This is a genomic window from Paraburkholderia sediminicola (assembly GCF_046026855.1).
In the GTDB taxonomy this organism is placed as follows: Bacteria; Pseudomonadota; Gammaproteobacteria; order Burkholderiales; family Burkholderiaceae; genus Paraburkholderia; species Paraburkholderia sediminicola_A.
On record NZ_JAQQET010000024.1, the window covers coordinates 1 to 14562 of the forward strand.

The 14562-nt window shown below is 62.6% G+C and carries 14 protein-coding genes; 5 read left to right on the forward strand and 9 right to left on the reverse strand.

Features of this window, described 5'->3' with window-relative positions; all coding sequences use genetic code 11:
• Nucleotides 1–38: 38 nt before the first annotated feature.
• Both PQR40_RS24655 and PQR40_RS24660 read right to left on the reverse strand, forming a co-directional pair.
• A complete protein-coding gene (locus PQR40_RS24655; RefSeq protein WP_408226512.1) occupies nt 39–833 on the reverse strand; it encodes a gamma-glutamyl-gamma-aminobutyrate hydrolase family protein in 795 nt (264 codons plus the stop codon).
• 321 nt (nt 834–1154) lie between these two features.
• The gene (locus PQR40_RS24660) at nt 1155–1376 is read right to left on the reverse strand and encodes a hypothetical protein (protein WP_171983793.1); all 222 of its coding nucleotides are present in this window, start codon (nt 1374–1376) and stop codon (nt 1155–1157) included.
• Between the two features lie 417 nt (nt 1377–1793).
• Here PQR40_RS24660 and relB point away from each other — a divergent pair, with 417 nt between their 5' ends.
• The 3 genes from relB to speB all read left to right on the forward strand — a co-directional run bounded on the left by relB (nt 1794) and on the right by speB (nt 5027).
• The gene (gene relB / locus PQR40_RS24665; RefSeq protein WP_408226515.1) at nt 1794–2345 is read left to right on the forward strand and encodes a type II toxin-antitoxin system RelB family anti-toxin; all 552 of its coding nucleotides are present in this window, start codon (nt 1794–1796) and stop codon (nt 2343–2345) included.
• Between the two features lie 89 nt (nt 2346–2434).
• Nucleotides 2435–3928, forward strand: coding sequence for an aldehyde dehydrogenase (locus tag PQR40_RS24670; RefSeq protein WP_408337566.1), 1494 nt, complete (start codon nt 2435–2437; stop codon nt 3926–3928).
• Between the two features lie 136 nt (nt 3929–4064).
• Nucleotides 4065–5027, forward strand: a complete 963-nt coding sequence (gene speB, locus PQR40_RS24675) for an agmatinase (protein ID WP_408226521.1) — start codon at nt 4065–4067, stop codon at nt 5025–5027.
• A 42-nt stretch (nt 5028–5069) separates the two neighbouring features.
• Here the strand turns inward: speB and PQR40_RS24680 are convergent, their stop codons facing one another.
• The 3 genes from PQR40_RS24680 to PQR40_RS24690 form a co-directional block, all read right to left on the reverse strand.
• The gene (locus tag PQR40_RS24680) at nt 5070–6266 is read right to left on the reverse strand and encodes an MFS transporter (RefSeq protein ID WP_408226524.1); all 1197 of its coding nucleotides are present in this window, start codon (nt 6264–6266) and stop codon (nt 5070–5072) included.
• Entirely contained in the window at nt 6263–6796 is a 534-nt protein-coding gene (locus tag PQR40_RS24685; protein WP_408226527.1) for a MarR family winged helix-turn-helix transcriptional regulator, read from the reverse strand. The genes PQR40_RS24680 and PQR40_RS24685 overlap by 4 nt, the downstream gene beginning before the upstream one ends.
• 132 nt (nt 6797–6928) lie before the next feature.
• Nucleotides 6929–8236, reverse strand: a complete 1308-nt coding sequence (locus tag PQR40_RS24690) for an alpha/beta fold hydrolase (protein ID WP_408510020.1) — start codon at nt 8234–8236, stop codon at nt 6929–6931.
• A 371-nt stretch (nt 8237–8607) separates the two neighbouring features.
• Here PQR40_RS24690 and PQR40_RS24695 point away from each other — a divergent pair, with 371 nt between their 5' ends.
• Nucleotides 8608–9288: a class II aldolase/adducin family protein gene (locus PQR40_RS24695; RefSeq protein WP_408510021.1), complete on the forward strand. Its 681-nt coding sequence runs from the start codon at nt 8608–8610 to the stop codon at nt 9286–9288.
• Nucleotides 9289–9477: 189 nt separating this feature from the next.
• Nucleotides 9478–10632, forward strand: coding sequence for a sigma-54 interaction domain-containing protein (locus PQR40_RS24700; protein WP_408510022.1), 1155 nt, complete (start codon nt 9478–9480; stop codon nt 10630–10632).
• On the opposite strand, the gene PQR40_RS24705 is transcribed toward PQR40_RS24700, so the two are convergent.
• From PQR40_RS24705 to PQR40_RS24720, 4 genes are all read right to left on the reverse strand, one after another.
• A complete protein-coding gene (locus PQR40_RS24705) occupies nt 10623–11402 on the reverse strand; it encodes an ABC transporter permease (RefSeq protein WP_408510023.1) in 780 nt (259 codons plus the stop codon). The genes PQR40_RS24700 and PQR40_RS24705 overlap by 10 nt on opposite strands.
• A gap of 26 nt (nt 11403–11428) precedes the next feature.
• On the reverse strand, nt 11429–12289 hold the full coding sequence (locus tag PQR40_RS24710; protein ID WP_408510024.1) for an ABC transporter permease: 861 nt from the start codon (nt 12287–12289) through the stop codon (nt 11429–11431).
• Nucleotides 12273–13388 (reverse strand): ABC transporter substrate-binding protein, encoded by a 1116-nt coding sequence (locus PQR40_RS24715; protein ID WP_408510025.1) that lies wholly within the window; start codon nt 13386–13388, stop codon nt 12273–12275. Before PQR40_RS24715 ends, PQR40_RS24710 begins: the two co-directional genes overlap by 17 nt.
• Nucleotides 13389–13455: 67 nt before the next feature.
• Nucleotides 13456–14532, reverse strand: coding sequence for an ABC transporter substrate-binding protein (locus tag PQR40_RS24720; RefSeq protein ID WP_408226545.1), 1077 nt, complete (start codon nt 14530–14532; stop codon nt 13456–13458).
• Nucleotides 14533–14562: the final 30 nt, after the last annotated feature.

A 14562-nucleotide genomic window follows, 5' to 3' on the forward strand; every position in this document is an offset into this window, starting at 1 on the left:
ATGCATGGTTATTCTCTCAGTTTTGGTGCGCGACCGGCTCAGGCATGCGTGGCAGCGGCGGATGCCGCGCCATAGCCGGCCTTGGTGCGCATTCGATCGCGGCAGGCGTCGCCGAAGGCACGGAAGATCGCGGTGGAAAGCGCGTCGTTGGCATGCTTCCATTCCGGGTGCCACTGCACACCCAGCGCGAAGGCACGCGCATCTTTCACGCTCACCGCTTCGATCAATCCGTCCGGCGCGGTGGCTTCTGCCACCAGACCCACGCCTAACCGCTCGACGCCCTGACCGTGCAATGAATTCACACGCGCTTCATTCGTGCCGCCCGCGAGGCGCTGCAACAAGCCGCCCTGCGTCAGCGTGATCGAATGCGACGGTGCGTATTGCATGTCGAGGTCGTCTTCCTTGTTCTCGCGATGGTCGTTCAAGCCGGCCACCGCGTGAACGCTTTGATGCAACGTCCCGCCGAACACCACGTTCATTTCCTGGAAGCCCCGGCATACCGCCAGCACGGGCACGCCTGCTGCGATCGCCGCACGCAGGAGCGGCAGCGTCGTCGCATCGCGTGCGGCGTCGTGCAGCGTGCCCGGCGCGCTGGGCTGGCCGCCGTAACGGTGCGGCTCGACATTCGAATAGCTGCCGGTAAACAGTAAGCCGTCGACGGTGGCCAGCACGTCCTCGGTGGACTGACGCTCGCCGAGCGCCGGCAGCAACATGGCCAGCGCCTGTGAGCCGTCCACGATCGCGGCGATGTACTTCTCGCCGGTGACGTGCGACGGGTGGACTCCCATCATCGTTCTGTCGGCGCTGATGCCGACCAGGGGTTTGTTTCGCATAACAGATAGACGTGTGTGTTCCCCGCGGGACGCGGCACGAACAACGTTAAACACAGCGCGGCACGATTCCGCGGCCGGACGCAAGGCGTCAGACCACCGGGGTAGTGCAGGCGGTCGTCGTCAACTGAACGCGCCGCGCGTGGTCATCAGGTAGGCCGTTCGATTCGATCCATTGCGGTGCGCAATTAATCTGATCCGCGTGAAGTGCATGAAGTACATGATGTGCACAAGCGGTAGACGGCACCGCACATGCACGAACGCATGGCTCAGGAGAGCGCGATCACGCAAACGGACGAATCGAACGGTAAAAAGGGGGAGGCGCTACGGCAGCAACGAGGCGACTTCGTCCGTGCGCACGGCAATGAAGGCGCGCGCGGAGATGGAGTTGTGACGTCGAACTGAACGGCGGGAAAGGATCGTGAAGACGGACAGGAAGCGGCGGAACGCAAGGCTGCCGTTGCTGCCGTCGGCGATGGCGCCGTCAGCGCGAGGACAACTCGCCTGACTTCGATTCCATCTCACCAAAGGGCCTCGGACTCTCACGATTACACTCGACTAGCGACGTTGAAAGTATTGAACGCTTGCTCGAAAAACGCACAGGGCGTTTAAAGAAACATCACGCTGGGTTGATCGCCTCTGACCGATGCGAACTGGGTTCGCTGCGTCAAAAAACACACTTTCGTGCTTCGTGACGTCGGCATGACGATCGCCTGAGAACCATCGTATACGAGCCAATAATGCCGTCAAATCATTTTTATAAAAGATTTATCAGGGCTTTCCCGGGGGTGTCGCCGGAATCCCGGTCCGTGGGAACATTCGTTGCGCACGTCATATTTCGGAATCCTTTCAGGGTTTTCCCCAGCGGCGCAACGATTAAAGTGATTAGAATATTCAACACTCGCGGGCACACGTTGCCCGATCCACGCGCCCCGATCGTTTCCAATGTCAGAGAACCTAGCGATGTCCTTAGAAGTAGCGACCCGCCTGCAATACATCCGTAAGAAGAACGGCCTGTCTCAGCGTGAACTGGCGAAGCGGGCGGGCGTGACCAACGGCACGATCTCGCTGATCGAACAGAACCGCGTGAGTCCGTCGGTCGGCTCGCTGAAGAAACTGCTTGAATGCATACCCATGAGTCTCGCCGAATTTTTCACTTTTGAAGTCGAGGTGGAGCGCTCTGTCGTGTCGCGTCGCGCCGACATGCCGAATCTCGGCAATGAGTCGATCGAGTTCTATCTCGCGGGCTCCAGCATCAAAGACCGCAACATGGGCATTCTGCGCGAGGTTTATCAGCCTCTGTCGGATACGGGGCCGGAGATGCTGGAACACGAGGGGCACGAGGGCGGGGTGGTGGTCAGCGGTCAGATCGAACTGACGGTGGAAGGCATCACATGGCTGCTGGACCCCGGTGACAGCTACTACTTCGAAAGCCGTCTACCGCATCGTTTTCGCAATCCCAGCGCGGAGCATCTCTGCGAGATCGTGTCGGCCAATTCGCCGCCCACGTTCTAAAGACTCCGCGCCAACGCGCCGCGACGCAGTTCAAAACCGCATGAAGTCGATGCCGGCGTGCGTCGAGCGCATAACATTGAGGCATCCTGATGGACAAGAAATCTCTCGCTTTCTGGCAAGACAAAGCCGCTACGCTTTCAATCGAAGGCCGCGCGTTTATCGATGGTGAATACCGTGACGCGGCAGGCGGGCGCACGTTCGACTGCCTGAGCCCGATCGACGGCAAGCTGCTTGCCAAGGTTGCCGACAGCGGCGCGGCGGATGTCGACGCCGCCGTGGCTGCCGCACGCCGCGCGTTCGACGCCGGTGTATGGTCCGGCCTCAATCCCCGCAAACGCAAGGCGATTCTATTGCGCTGGGCCGCATCGATCCGCGAGCACATGGACGAACTGGCGCTGCTCGAAACACTGGACGCAGGTAAGCCGATCGCGGATACCACCTCGGTGGATGTGCCGGGCGCGGCCTATTGCGTCGAGTGGTTCGCTGAAGCCATCGACAAGATCGGCGGCGAAGTCGCGCCGGCCGATCATCATCTGGTGGGTCTCGTGACGCGTGAGCCGATCGGCGTGGTTGCCGCGGTGGTGCCGTGGAATTTCCCGATCCTGATGGCCTCATGGAAGTTCGGCCCGGCGCTCGCGGCGGGTAACAGCGTTGTGCTCAAGCCCTCGGAGAAGTCGCCGCTCACCGCGATTCGCCTCGCGCAACTCGCGCTGGATGCGGGCATCCCCGCCGGCGTGTTCAACGTGGTGCCGGGGGCGGGCGAACCGGGCAAGCTGCTGGCGCTGCATCAGGACGTGGACTGTCTCGCCTTCACCGGTTCGACGAACGTCGGCAAGCTGATCATGCAATACGCCGGCCAGTCGAATCTGAAGCGCGTGTGGCTCGAACTCGGCGGCAAGTCGCCCAACATCGTGATGCCCGATTGCCCCGACCTCGACCGGGCGGCCAATGCGGCGGCCGGCGCGATCTTCTACAACATGGGCGAAATGTGCACCGCTGGCTCGCGCCTGCTCGTGCATCGCGACATCAAGGAGGTGTTCCTCGACAAGCTGATCGCCGCCGCGCGCAGCTATACGCCGGGCAATCCGCTCGATCCGCAAACCTCGATGGGCGCAATCGTCGATAACGTGCAGCTCGAACGCGTGCTTGGTTATATCGAAGCGGGCCGCGCCGAAGCGAAGCTGTTGCTGGGGGGGGCGCGTGTCAAGCAGGAGACCGGCGGCTTCTATATCGAACCGACCATCTTCGAGATTCCGGCTACCGGTGCGAAGGTCGCGCGTGAGGAAATCTTCGGGCCGGTGTTGTCGGTGATTACGTTCGATACGGTTGAAGAAGCGATCAGGATCGCTAATGACAGCGAATACGGCCTTGCTGCCGCCGTGTGGACGTCGAACCTCACGACCGCGCATGAAGTGTCGCGCAAGCTGCGCGCGGGCACCGTATGGGTCAATTGTTACGACGAAGGCGGCGATATGAATTTCCCATTCGGCGGCTACAAGCAATCGGGCAACGGCCGCGACAAGTCGTTGCACGCGTTGGAGAAGTACACCGAGCTGAAGTCCACGCTGGTGCGGCTGCGCTAAAGGATTCGCAAGCCAGCGCTGCAGTGCGCCTGACAGGCACTGCCGCGTTCCCAATGAATCCGAAGCCGGACGCCACACGTATCACCAGGAAGCCCTGCGTGCGGCGCCGGCATGTTTATCAGGTATCAGGTCATCCATGACTGAACTCGTTTACGGCGATGGCGCGATTCGCCGTTCATCGCTTTATGGCTCGTCGATCGAAAACACCTATGCGGGCGTGCTGTCGTTCATGCGCCGCAAGTACACCCGCGAACTCGACGGCGTCGACGTCGTGGTCTCCGGCGTGCCGCTCGATCTGGCCACTACGTTCCGTTCGGGCGCGCGTCTCGGCCCGGCAGCCGTGCGCGCGGCGAGCGTGCAGTTGTCGGAGTTGCATCCCTATCCGTGGGGCTTCAATCCGTTCGACGATCTCGCCGTGACCGACTACGGCGACTGCTGGTTCGACGCGCACAATCCCATGACGATCAAGGAATCGATCGTCGAGCATGCGCGCACGATCCTGCGTTCGGACGCGAAGATGCTGACGCTGGGTGGCGATCACTACATTACGTATCCGCTGCTGATTGCGCATGCGGAGAAGTATGGCAAGCCGCTTTCGCTGATCCATTTCGACGCCCACTGCGATACCTGGGCCGACGACAGCCCGGACAGCCTGAATCACGGTTCGATGTTCTACAAGGCGGTGAAGGACGGTCTGATCGATCCGAAAACCTCGGTGCAAGTCGGCATTCGCACGTGGAACGACGATTTTATGGGGATCAATATCCTCGATGCCGCGTGGGTTCACGAACATGGCACGCGAGCGGCGGTGGAGCGGATCACGTCGATTGTCGGCGAGCGGCCCGCGTATCTGACCTTCGATATCGACTGTCTCGATCCGGCGTTCGCACCGGGCACGGGTACGCCGGTGGCGGGCGGTTTGTCGTCGGCACAGGGGCTGGCCATCGTGCGCGGGCTCAGTGCGCTGAATCTGGTGGGCGCGGACGTGGTGGAAGTGGCGCCCGCTTATGACCAGAGCGAGATCACGGCGATTGCGGCCGCGCATATCGCGTGCGATCTGTTGTGTCTTTGGCGGCAGCGGAAAGTGGCTGAACGCTAGGCACTTTTAATCGGCTTGAGACGCAACCGGCTCAAGCCAGGCTCAGCCCATCGACGATGATCGATCGGGCTGACGCCGGCCTTCGCGTAAGCCGAGCGTGTAGGCAACGAGCGCGCCGCTCATGATCGCCAACTGCCACATCAGCATGTCGCTCCCGCGTGCCTTCATGGCGAAACCGGCGATGAGCGGCCCCACGATCGAACTCGCGGTGAAGGTAAGCGACACGAGCCGCATGTTGCGCGTGAGTGCTGCCTTATCGCTGCACGCCGCCGCGACCATGCCGAGCGTGATGTATGCGCTATTCATGCCACCCAGCAGCAGTGCACTGGCGTCAGCAAGCCATGAGGCAGGCGCGGCGAACGCGAAACCGCAGATCGCCACTGTGCTGAGGGCGGCGCAGACGATGACCGTAGCGGCGAGGCCCGCGCGATCGGCGAACCAGCCAACCGGAAACTGCAACAGCATCCCACCGACACCGAATAACGTGAGTAGCGTAGCCGTCTGCGTGGTATTGAGGCCGTGGGCGTCGGCAAATAGCGGAAAGAGCCCGTAGAGCGCGCCATCGCCAATGCCGCCTGCCGCGACGACGACCATGCCAAGGCTCACCAATGTGCCGATTGGCGCGCTTTTCACAGTCCTGCTTTTTCGCACAGACCGTGCTGGCTTAACAGCAGGTTGCGCATCATCCGACGCGGTCAGCCATAGCGGAAGGGCTGCCGTAAACGTGAAGGCCGCACCGGCGGTGAAGGTGATGCGTCCGTCGACTGCGCACCACACCGCCAATGCCGGGCCGATTACGCCGGCGGTAGCGATCAGTGCTTCGTGCACGCCCACTACACGTCCGCTCGATTCAGCCGGTACAAGTCGATAGAGCCACGTTTCATTGGCGATCCAGCGCAGGCCGATGCCGAACCCGGTCAACAGGCCGGGCACGAGCCACAACGGCCACCACAGCGCGTTCATCGTGGCGAACGCGACAATCGTCGCGGCGAGACCGAGCGACACCGCGCGCTTCGCACCGATACGGTCCACCAGCCACGGCGCGATCAACAAGCCGGCCAGCATGCCGGTCCATTGCGAAGCGGAGAAGAGACCGGCGCGCGGTGCGTCGAGACCATGATGGGCCAGCCACACAGGCAGCACCATGAAGCCGATGCCGAACTGGCCGATCTGCGAAAGCGCCGAGACCGCGGTCAGCGCGGCGATCGCCGGCCAACGCACCGGCGCGGCAGCATTCATGTGCTGCTCCGCGCGGGCATGGGCAGCCCCTGTTCGCGGCATTCGACCGGGCAGCCGGCTTTCAGGCAGGGACCGTCGTCGCAGAGGCGGCACAGTTGCATGGCGTGCGCCGGATTGCGGGTCTCGTTCCACAGGATCTTGATCAGCAGGTTTTCAAGCACATCGCGCTCGCGCTCGTCGAGCTGCCCGGCGATGCGTTGGAGCATCCGGTCGCGTGCCGTTTGCAGGCGTTTGGCTTCACGCTTGCCCGAAGCGCTCAAGGCAAGCGCGACGGAACGTTTGTCGGCACCTGATTTTTTTTCGACGAGACCGGCCTCCACCAGGCCCGCGACGGCGCGAACCGCGGCCGGATGCGAAAGATCGACTGCTTCGCGCAATACTTCAATGGATGAATCGGGATATTGACCGACCGCGTTGAGCATGGCGCGGGCGGTGGGGCCCGCGAGTGCGGCCATGGCAGGCTGCGCGTTCATCTCGTCCGTGATCAGCAGGGCGAGCACGCCAAGCAGGTTCTCTGTGCGCTGCGTCATAGGGGTGCCTCAATGTGTGCAACGTGCATATGTGCATGTTGCACACATTGGTGGGGATGCGCAAGCGATTTTTTGTGACCGTCAATCGTTCAGCGCAAACCGTAAGCCGCCTCAAAAACCCGCCGCGCTGCGTTAGAGCTTCGGATCCTGCTCGACTGGCGAGCACACTGGCGTAACCGGCTGACCCGCCAGCACTTTCCTGACAAAAGGTATCGAATCCTCCAGCGACGTGTTGACCGTGCCGTTATGTTCGCGATCCGCGTAAAGATGCGCCTCGACCGTGGTACCCGCCGCGCAGGCGTCTTTTGCGAGGGAGAGCTCCAGAGGAGCAAGGCCGTCGTCCGCACCGATGCCGATGAACACCGGCGACTTGATCTTCAGAGTCGGAAACTTCAGATACGCGTCCCACCAGGCCTGCAAACGAGCGTTGGCGCCCGGCTTCACGGTGTTCGCGGTGGTCAGACCGGCGAGCGCTGCGTCGTCCTCGAGCGAGGCAAGACAGCTGATGCGCGATTGTTCGAGAATCGGCAGCGCAGAATCGGTGAGGATGTCGGATGCCTTCAGTCCAGGGTCGATCTGCTGCGCCGACAGCACTGAATACAACTGGTACGCGAGTGTTGCATCGATCCGATTGGGATCACGTTTGTAAGCAGTTTTGAAAGGCACAAGTGTTGCAAGGCTGTGCTTCGGTGCGTTGTAAATGACGCCCGTCGCGACCGTGCCACGGATGTCGAGTTCGGGCGCGTACGTGCTCGCGTAGCCGGCCGCGGCGAATACGGCGGAACCGCCTTGAGATTGCCCGACCAGCACGATCTGATTGGCGAGCCCAGGTACGCTGTGCAACACGGCGCGTACGCTGTCGAGCATCGTGTAGCTATTCGAGCGATTGTTCAACTGCGGGTTGGGTCCGGGCGTGCCGAGTCCCTGATAGTCGGTCGCCACTACAGCGAAGCCTTGCTGGAGCCACGCATTCAGATAGCGTACATCGCGATATGAGCGTCCGAACCACGAGGGGGCGCAGATATCGGCCATGCCGAAGGTGCCGTGCCCCCACGCGACGATCGGCCATCCTCCTTGCGGCGGCTGGCCTTTGGGTAGGAACAATGCGCCCGATACAGCGATCGGCGTTGTGCCGTCGATGCCATCGGTCGAGCTGTATAGCAGGCGCAATTGCTGGCTGGCGTTGGCGAGGCCAAGTGTGGACGGCAGGCGCTCGGAGCGCAGCAGTTCGCCGGGGTGTGCGGGAATGTCGTCGTCCCACGTGTAGAACGCGGACACACGGCCGTCGCCTTGCAGCGGATCGGGCGCTGGTGCTCTCGCGCCGGTGGCGAAGGCCGTGCTGAACGCGAGTAATGCGGCGAGGCTTGCGGCAAACCGGGCGCCGAATTTGACGCGAGCCGACGCGTGCCACTTCGGCGCTCGGTTATTTTCTGTTTTCATGTTGACGCCTTGAACGATGGTGAGAAAAGTGCGGGCCACGCGACGCCTGCCGACGTGAGTCCGTCGAACCCGGGCGGCCTTCAACGCAAGTTTTGAACCATCGCCGTGCGCGGTTGGCGAAACCCCGCTCGCATCGGGGCGCAACGGTGCTGCGGTGTGATGTGCGCACACGCCTGCTTTGCGTCGTGCGCAACAACCGCTGATGCTGCGCTGTTGGTCCAGCAGCAAAATCACCTGGGTCGAACGTGGGCGTCCGTGCGCGGGGAGCGGTGACGAAGCCGCCGAACAAGGGTCTGCGTGTGACGCGCCAATTGGCACACTTGCTGCTAAATACCCGTCGCATCGATCCCTCTCTCATCAAAGGACTCAACATGTCAGTCACGCAGACGCTGGAAAGCGGCGAACTGGTCGCGTTCGTCGAACGCATCCGGCGCGAATTCGCGCAAGCCACGCGCGTCCTCAAGGAAACCCGCACGTTATCGGCTACCAACACCTTCCAGGCGTATCAGCGTGTGCCTGGCACAGACCTCGTCGTTGCCGTGTCGGCGCCTACGCCGTGGGCGCAATCGCAGGAGGTTCAGGCGGTCGTGGTGTCGTTCGACGGCAAGGTGATCCATGGCGATCCGAAGGCGTCCGGCCACGGCCCTCGCTATGCGGGTGTGTTCCAGGAAGCGCCGGAAGTCGACGTGGTGATTCACGTGCATGGTCCGTATCTCGGCGCGTGGGCGAGTGCGCACCGTCCGTTGCCGATTCTGTACGCGCCGGCGCAGCGTTATACGAAGGCGCATGAAATTCCGATCTATATCGACCGCCGGCCGGGCGAGCCGCGTTTCATCGTCGACACGATCCGGCGCGATCCGAACATTCCGGCGATTCTCGAGGCGAACGGCGGCGCGACCTTCTGGGGCAAGAACATCCTCGACGTCTCGCAGTACATCCTGATCCTCGAAGAGGGCGCGTACTTCCAGGCGCTTGCGGAGTCGCTCGGCGGCTCGAAGGAGTTCGGCCCGGGCGTGCTCGAACAGCAGTGGAAAATGACTGGCCTCGCCTGACCCAGGGCGCTAGCGACAACGAGCGACGTTGAGCGGCATGGCGCAGTTAGCCGTGCCGCTTTTCGCATCGACGCAGTCTGGCAACGGTATTGCCGGTTCCGTCATACTGTTAGCTCGATGTATTGGTTCGCAGCGCACGGCCGGCTTGATATCGTCGAGGCTTCCTTTGGATTCCTTGCTGGTCGATCAATGGCTGTCTTCAGTTTTCCCGATCCCGCTTCGCACGCCATCACGATTCGTGCGAAAGCCCTGACTTTCGACGATCCCAAGTCGCTGGTGTTGCTCGAACGCATCCATCTGGTCGCGCCGAGCGACGCCACCGTGCTTGTCACTGGCGAGAGCGGCACCGGCAAGGAGCTAATCGCACGGCTCGTGCATTCGCTGAGTGAACGCCGTGACGGGCCGTTTGTCGCGGTGAATTGCGGTGCATTCTCGGAGACGCTGATCGAGAGCGAACTGTTCGGTCACGAACGCGGCGCGTTCACGGGCGCGATCAGCAGCCAGCCCGGCTGGTTCGAATCGGCCAATCGCGGCACGCTGTTTCTCGACGAAGTGGGGGACTTGCCGCTTGCGGCGCAGGTCAAGCTGCTGCGCGTGCTGCAGGAACGCGAAGTGGTGCCGGTCGGTTCGCGCAAGACCGTCAAAATCGACGTGCGGCTGGTCACCGCGACCAATGTGAACCTCGAAGCCGCGGTACGCGCCGGGCACTTTCGGGAAGATCTGTACTACCGTCTGAACGTCGTCAAACTGAGCCTGTTGCCATTGCGCGAGCGGCCAGGCGACATCGGGCCGCTGATCCAGCACTTTCTCGAGAGCTATGCGAAGCGTTTGCGGATCACGCCGCCCGCGCTGACGGATGCCGCGCTCGAACGGCTGCATGCTCACTCATGGCCGGGTAATATTCGCGAGCTGGAGAATGTGATTCATCACGCGCTGCTGGTGAGCAGCGGCGGTTTCATCGACGTCGGCGACTTGCAGTTTTCCGCACTTTCGCTGGCGCCTCACGCACAGGCTGCGGACGCGCCGGCCGCGGCCGCGGCCGCGGCGGCCAACCCGGCGCGCCGTCCGCGCGATATCGCGGAAGCGACCGACGCCTTGCGCGAGGCCATCGTCGATCTGCTGGAGCTCGGCACGCCCAGGCTCTGGCAGCACATCGAAGACACGGTCTACCGCAGCACCTTCGAATTCTCCGAGAATAATCAGCTTCGCACTTCACGCCTGCTCGATCTGTCGCGCAACATCGTGCGTGCCCGGCTCGCGCAACTCGGCATCCTCAAGCTGCGCGATGCCGGCGAGCCGGACGCAACTGAAACGGGCGAAGCCGGCGACCGCCGTCAGGCGTGATCGCGCCAGCGCAGCAAGCGTTGCGCGACGCGCTCGCACAGCATGCCCATTGCCACTGCCAGCACGGTGACGCCGATCACGCATACCAGCAACACATCGACACGCGCGCCGGCCTGCGCGGTCTGCATCAGATTGCCGACGCCTGCTCCGGCGTTGAATAACAGTTCACTACTCGTAGCCGTAATCCATGCAAACGGCACCGCTTGCAGGATGCCGGCGAACACGTCCGGTAACGCGCCTGGAATCAGCACGTCGCGCAGCCAGCCAACCCGCGTCAACTCATACGACTGTGCTAATTCGAAGTAACGTCGATCGATACGGCGCAGTCCGTCGAAGCTGCTCGTCACCATCGGATAGAAGGCGGCGAGGAAGACGATGAACACCTTCGCGAACTCGCCCGTGCCGCACCAGAGACTGATTAATGGAATCAGCCCGAGCAACGGTACGTGACGCAAGGCCTGAAATAATGGGTGCACCAGCTTCTCGGCGCTGCGCGATAACGCGGTCAATGCGCCCACCGCGACGCCAGCGATCACGCCGGTGCCGAGACCTAATGTCGTGCGGCGCAGACTCGCACCGAGGTCGATGAACAATTCACCGCTTCTGACGAGTTCGATTGCGGCACTCGCCACCTGTTCGAGCGGCACGAACGCATATTGATGCACGGCATCGCGATAGGCGGCGAATTGCCAGAGTCCGAGTAAGGCGAGTGGCAGGACGAAACCGCGGGCCCGTCGGCGCAGGGGGGACGTAGCGTGCAGAGCGATCATGAAAGGCGTTTTACAAGAAAGAGGGTTCAACGGTTGGGCGTTTGCCAGCGCAACACGCGGCGCTGCACGAGCGCGATGCTCTGATCGAGCGCGAAGCCGATCAAACCGATCGCGATCACGTCGACCATCACAATGTCGATACGCAGCATCTGCCGCGCCATCTCCATCATTTCGCCGATGCCGCTGTCGGCGCTCAGCAACTCGACCGCGACGAGCGCGAGCCAGGAACGCGCAATTGCGATGCGGATACCCGTGAGCAGCGATGGAATAGCCGAGGGCAACAGCACGTCGCGCAACAACTCAGCGCGGCCAAGCCCATAGTGGCGGGCCATTTCGACCAGATCGCGCGGCACGCCTTGCACCCCCCCGTAGGTGGCGAGTGCGACCGGAAAGAACACCGCTTTGGCGACCACCACCACCTTGAGCGGTTCGTCGATACCGATGAGCAGAATCAGTATGGGTATCAGCGTCAGCGTCGGGACCTGTCGCAGGATGTCGAAAAGCGGGCGCACGTAGTCTGAGAAAACGCGGTTCACGGCGAGCAGTGTGCCGCACGCGATGCCGGGCAAGGCGCCCCATACGAAGCCGGTTGCCAGGCGACGCAAGGTGATCAGCAGGTTGTCCTGCAGGTCGCCGCCGGCCGCGAGCGTGCTGAAGGTGTCATAGACCTTGTGCGGTGGCACGAGGAGTTGCGGCGCGAACCAGTGTTGCGCGCTCACATACCACCAGAGCAGGAACAGCATCGCGGGCGAGACCCACCACAGCAGCGAGGAAGCGCGGCGCGCGAAAGCACGCGCGCGCGCGGCGGTGCTCGCTCTTGCCTGAGTGACGGGTGCGGGTGGGGCGGATGTCGCGACACCCGCCACCGTATCAACGGTTTGCGACATTCGTCGTGGCGCTCGCATCCCAGTAGCGTTCAAGCTTGAGCTCCTTCAGCGCATTGTTGACGAACTGCGGCGCGAGCAGGCTATTGACGTCCACGCCGCCGGACGTGAGTTTGGCCTGCTGGCTATACGCCGACACGTCGCGGTAATGTGCGCTGAGCGACGGCGTAAAAAGCGGTGTCCATTGGTCTTTCCACGGTAGCTTCTCGTCGTCGTACTCGCGCCGCACTACGTTTTCAGGTTGGCCCGAAGCGCTGAGAATCTTGATGTAGGCATCGCGGTTCTGCGGTTGCGAAATCCAGTAGGCCGCACGTACATAAGCGGTCGCGACCAGTTGCGTGATGTCGGGGTACTGACGCACGAAATCGTCGGAGGCCCACAACTCCGCGCGCATCTTCCACGCGTCGGGTGCTTCCTTGGTCGACCAGATGATCTTGCCGACCTGCTTGTCCACAAGCGGGTAAGCGTCCGAGAGCGTAAAGAATCCATCGACCCGGCCCGCGGCGACGGCGGCGGCACCGGCTTGCGGATCGAGGTTATAGATCTTGAAGTCGGACAGTTTCAGACCGTTGGCCGCCAGCAGTTTGCCGAACGTCACTTCCCACGGACGGCCGCGATTGAGCGCAATCCGCTTGCCTTTCAGATCGACGATCGACTTCGCCGTCGAATTGGCCGGCACGACCAGATAAGTGTTGCTGCCCACACCACCCGGCACGATGAGTCTGGTACGCGTGCCGGACGCGTTGACGACGACCGAGGGCAGGTCGCCGTAGCCTGCGAAGTCGATGCTGTGATTCGTGAAGGCCTCGTTGACCAGCGTACCGACCGCAGCGGTCGAGACCGGCACCCATTGCAGCTTGATATGGCGCGCGGCTAACGCCTGTTCCAGCGACTTGTCGGCGTCGATTAAAGCGGAGGCGCCCGCATATTGCGTTTTGCCGCCGTTTGAATAAGCGACCACGGCGATCCGCACGACTTTCGGCGCATCGTCGGCGCGCGCCACGGAGGGGCCCAGCAACGCGGCGGCCGTGAGCGGCACCGTCATCGACCATGCGATGAACGCGCGCCGCAGCAACAGGGAGAAAGCAGATGAGCGTTTCATGATATGCGGATCAGACCTTGAACGTAATGGTGGAAGCCGGGCGGCGTGGTTCGAGCAGTGCGTTCGTTCACGCACGGCGCTTAAGTGTGGAGTGCAGCGCATCGGCCATCGGGCGTGGATCGATCCAGTCGGCGATCTCGAAGTCGGCTTCGAGGAATCCCCACTCGAACAGGAAGTTTTTGAAGTCGTCGAGCGCGGCGACCGATTCCGCTTCGAGGTTCACGCCGAGATGATGATGCAGGTTGCCGCCATAGGCCGCATGAACCCACTCGACCGCCGATGCGGTTTCGTGCGATACGTACTGCGCGGTTTCGTCGGGATGCGTGCGCGCCCAGTCGCCTGCGGCCACCACGAGCTTCAGAAAGCCGGCGACGATGTCCGGATGATTGGCGAGCACTTCCGCATTCACCGTGAGCGGGCGCGGCGTGCCGTTGTTGTTGCGGATATGCGGCTCAGGATGAAAGCCGATATCGATCACCACCTGCGCGCCGATCAGTTGCGCCACTTCCAGCCCGACTGACCCCTTCACGTAGATCGCATCCACCGTGCCGCGCAGCAAGGCGCTCGCTTCGGCGGCATAGAGCGCGCGGCTCGACAGGCCGAGCGGCAAGGTGAAAAGTTCCGTGGCGGGATCGTCGCCGACTGCCTGCAGCGTGCGTGCTTCCACATCGATCAACTCGACATCGCGCGTCGTCATGCCTTCCAGACTTAGTGCATTGACGAAGCCGCGCAGCGCGGATGCGCGAAAGATATCGATGCGGTCAGTTGAGCGGCGCGGGATCGCGATGCGCCGGCTACGCAGTTGCCTGATCGACTGAATGCCGGAGCCCGGCAGCGTCAGGATCAACTGCGATTCATCGACCCACGACAGGCCGATCACGCGCGTATCGGCCCGATGCGAGCGCGCCCACATCGCCGGAATGCTGCCGCCCTGACGAAACGACATCGCCAGCGTGTGATCGCTGATCGACGACGCGTCGTGTCCGGCCGAGTCGCGCAGCGAGCGGATCGCCACGCCGTCGGCCGACAACTCGCCGTTGAGCCAGCCGAGATGCACGGCGATGCCGAGCGGCGTCGGCACCGGTGAGCGTGCGTACCAGAAGGGATGCTGTTTGTCCGATGACGAATCGGGCCTGTCTGTCATGTGCGTTTTCCATATTGAGGTTCGTGCTGC

Bases quoted from the DNA above. Each gene is read 5' to 3' on its own strand.
- PQR40_RS24655 (WP_408226512.1), bottom strand. From the start codon at position 833: ATGCGAAACAAACCCCTGGTCGGCATCAGCGCCGACAGAACGATGATG.
- relB (WP_408226515.1), top strand. From the start codon at position 1,794: ATGTCCTTAGAAGTAGCGACCCGCCTGCAATACATCCGTAAGAAGAAC.
- PQR40_RS24670 (WP_408337566.1), top strand. From the start codon at position 2,435: ATGGACAAGAAATCTCTCGCTTTCTGGCAAGACAAAGCCGCTACGCTT.
- speB (WP_408226521.1), top strand. From the start codon at position 4,065: ATGACTGAACTCGTTTACGGCGATGGCGCGATTCGCCGTTCATCGCTT.
- PQR40_RS24680 (WP_408226524.1), bottom strand. From the start codon at position 6,266: ATGAATGCTGCCGCGCCGGTGCGTTGGCCGGCGATCGCCGCGCTGACC.
- PQR40_RS24685 (WP_408226527.1), bottom strand. From the start codon at position 6,796: ATGACGCAGCGCACAGAGAACCTGCTTGGCGTGCTCGCCCTGCTGATC.
- PQR40_RS24690 (WP_408510020.1), bottom strand. From the start codon at position 8,236: ATGAAAACAGAAAATAACCGAGCGCCGAAGTGGCACGCGTCGGCTCGC.
- PQR40_RS24695 (WP_408510021.1), top strand. From the start codon at position 8,608: ATGTCAGTCACGCAGACGCTGGAAAGCGGCGAACTGGTCGCGTTCGTC.
- PQR40_RS24700 (WP_408510022.1), top strand. From the start codon at position 9,478: ATGGCTGTCTTCAGTTTTCCCGATCCCGCTTCGCACGCCATCACGATT.
- PQR40_RS24705 (WP_408510023.1), bottom strand. From the start codon at position 11,402: ATGATCGCTCTGCACGCTACGTCCCCCCTGCGCCGACGGGCCCGCGGT.
- PQR40_RS24710 (WP_408510024.1), bottom strand. From the start codon at position 12,289: ATGTCGCAAACCGTTGATACGGTGGCGGGTGTCGCGACATCCGCCCCA.
- PQR40_RS24715 (WP_408510025.1), bottom strand. From the start codon at position 13,388: ATGAAACGCTCATCTGCTTTCTCCCTGTTGCTGCGGCGCGCGTTCATC.
- PQR40_RS24720 (WP_408226545.1), bottom strand. From the start codon at position 14,532: ATGACAGACAGGCCCGATTCGTCATCGGACAAACAGCATCCCTTCTGG.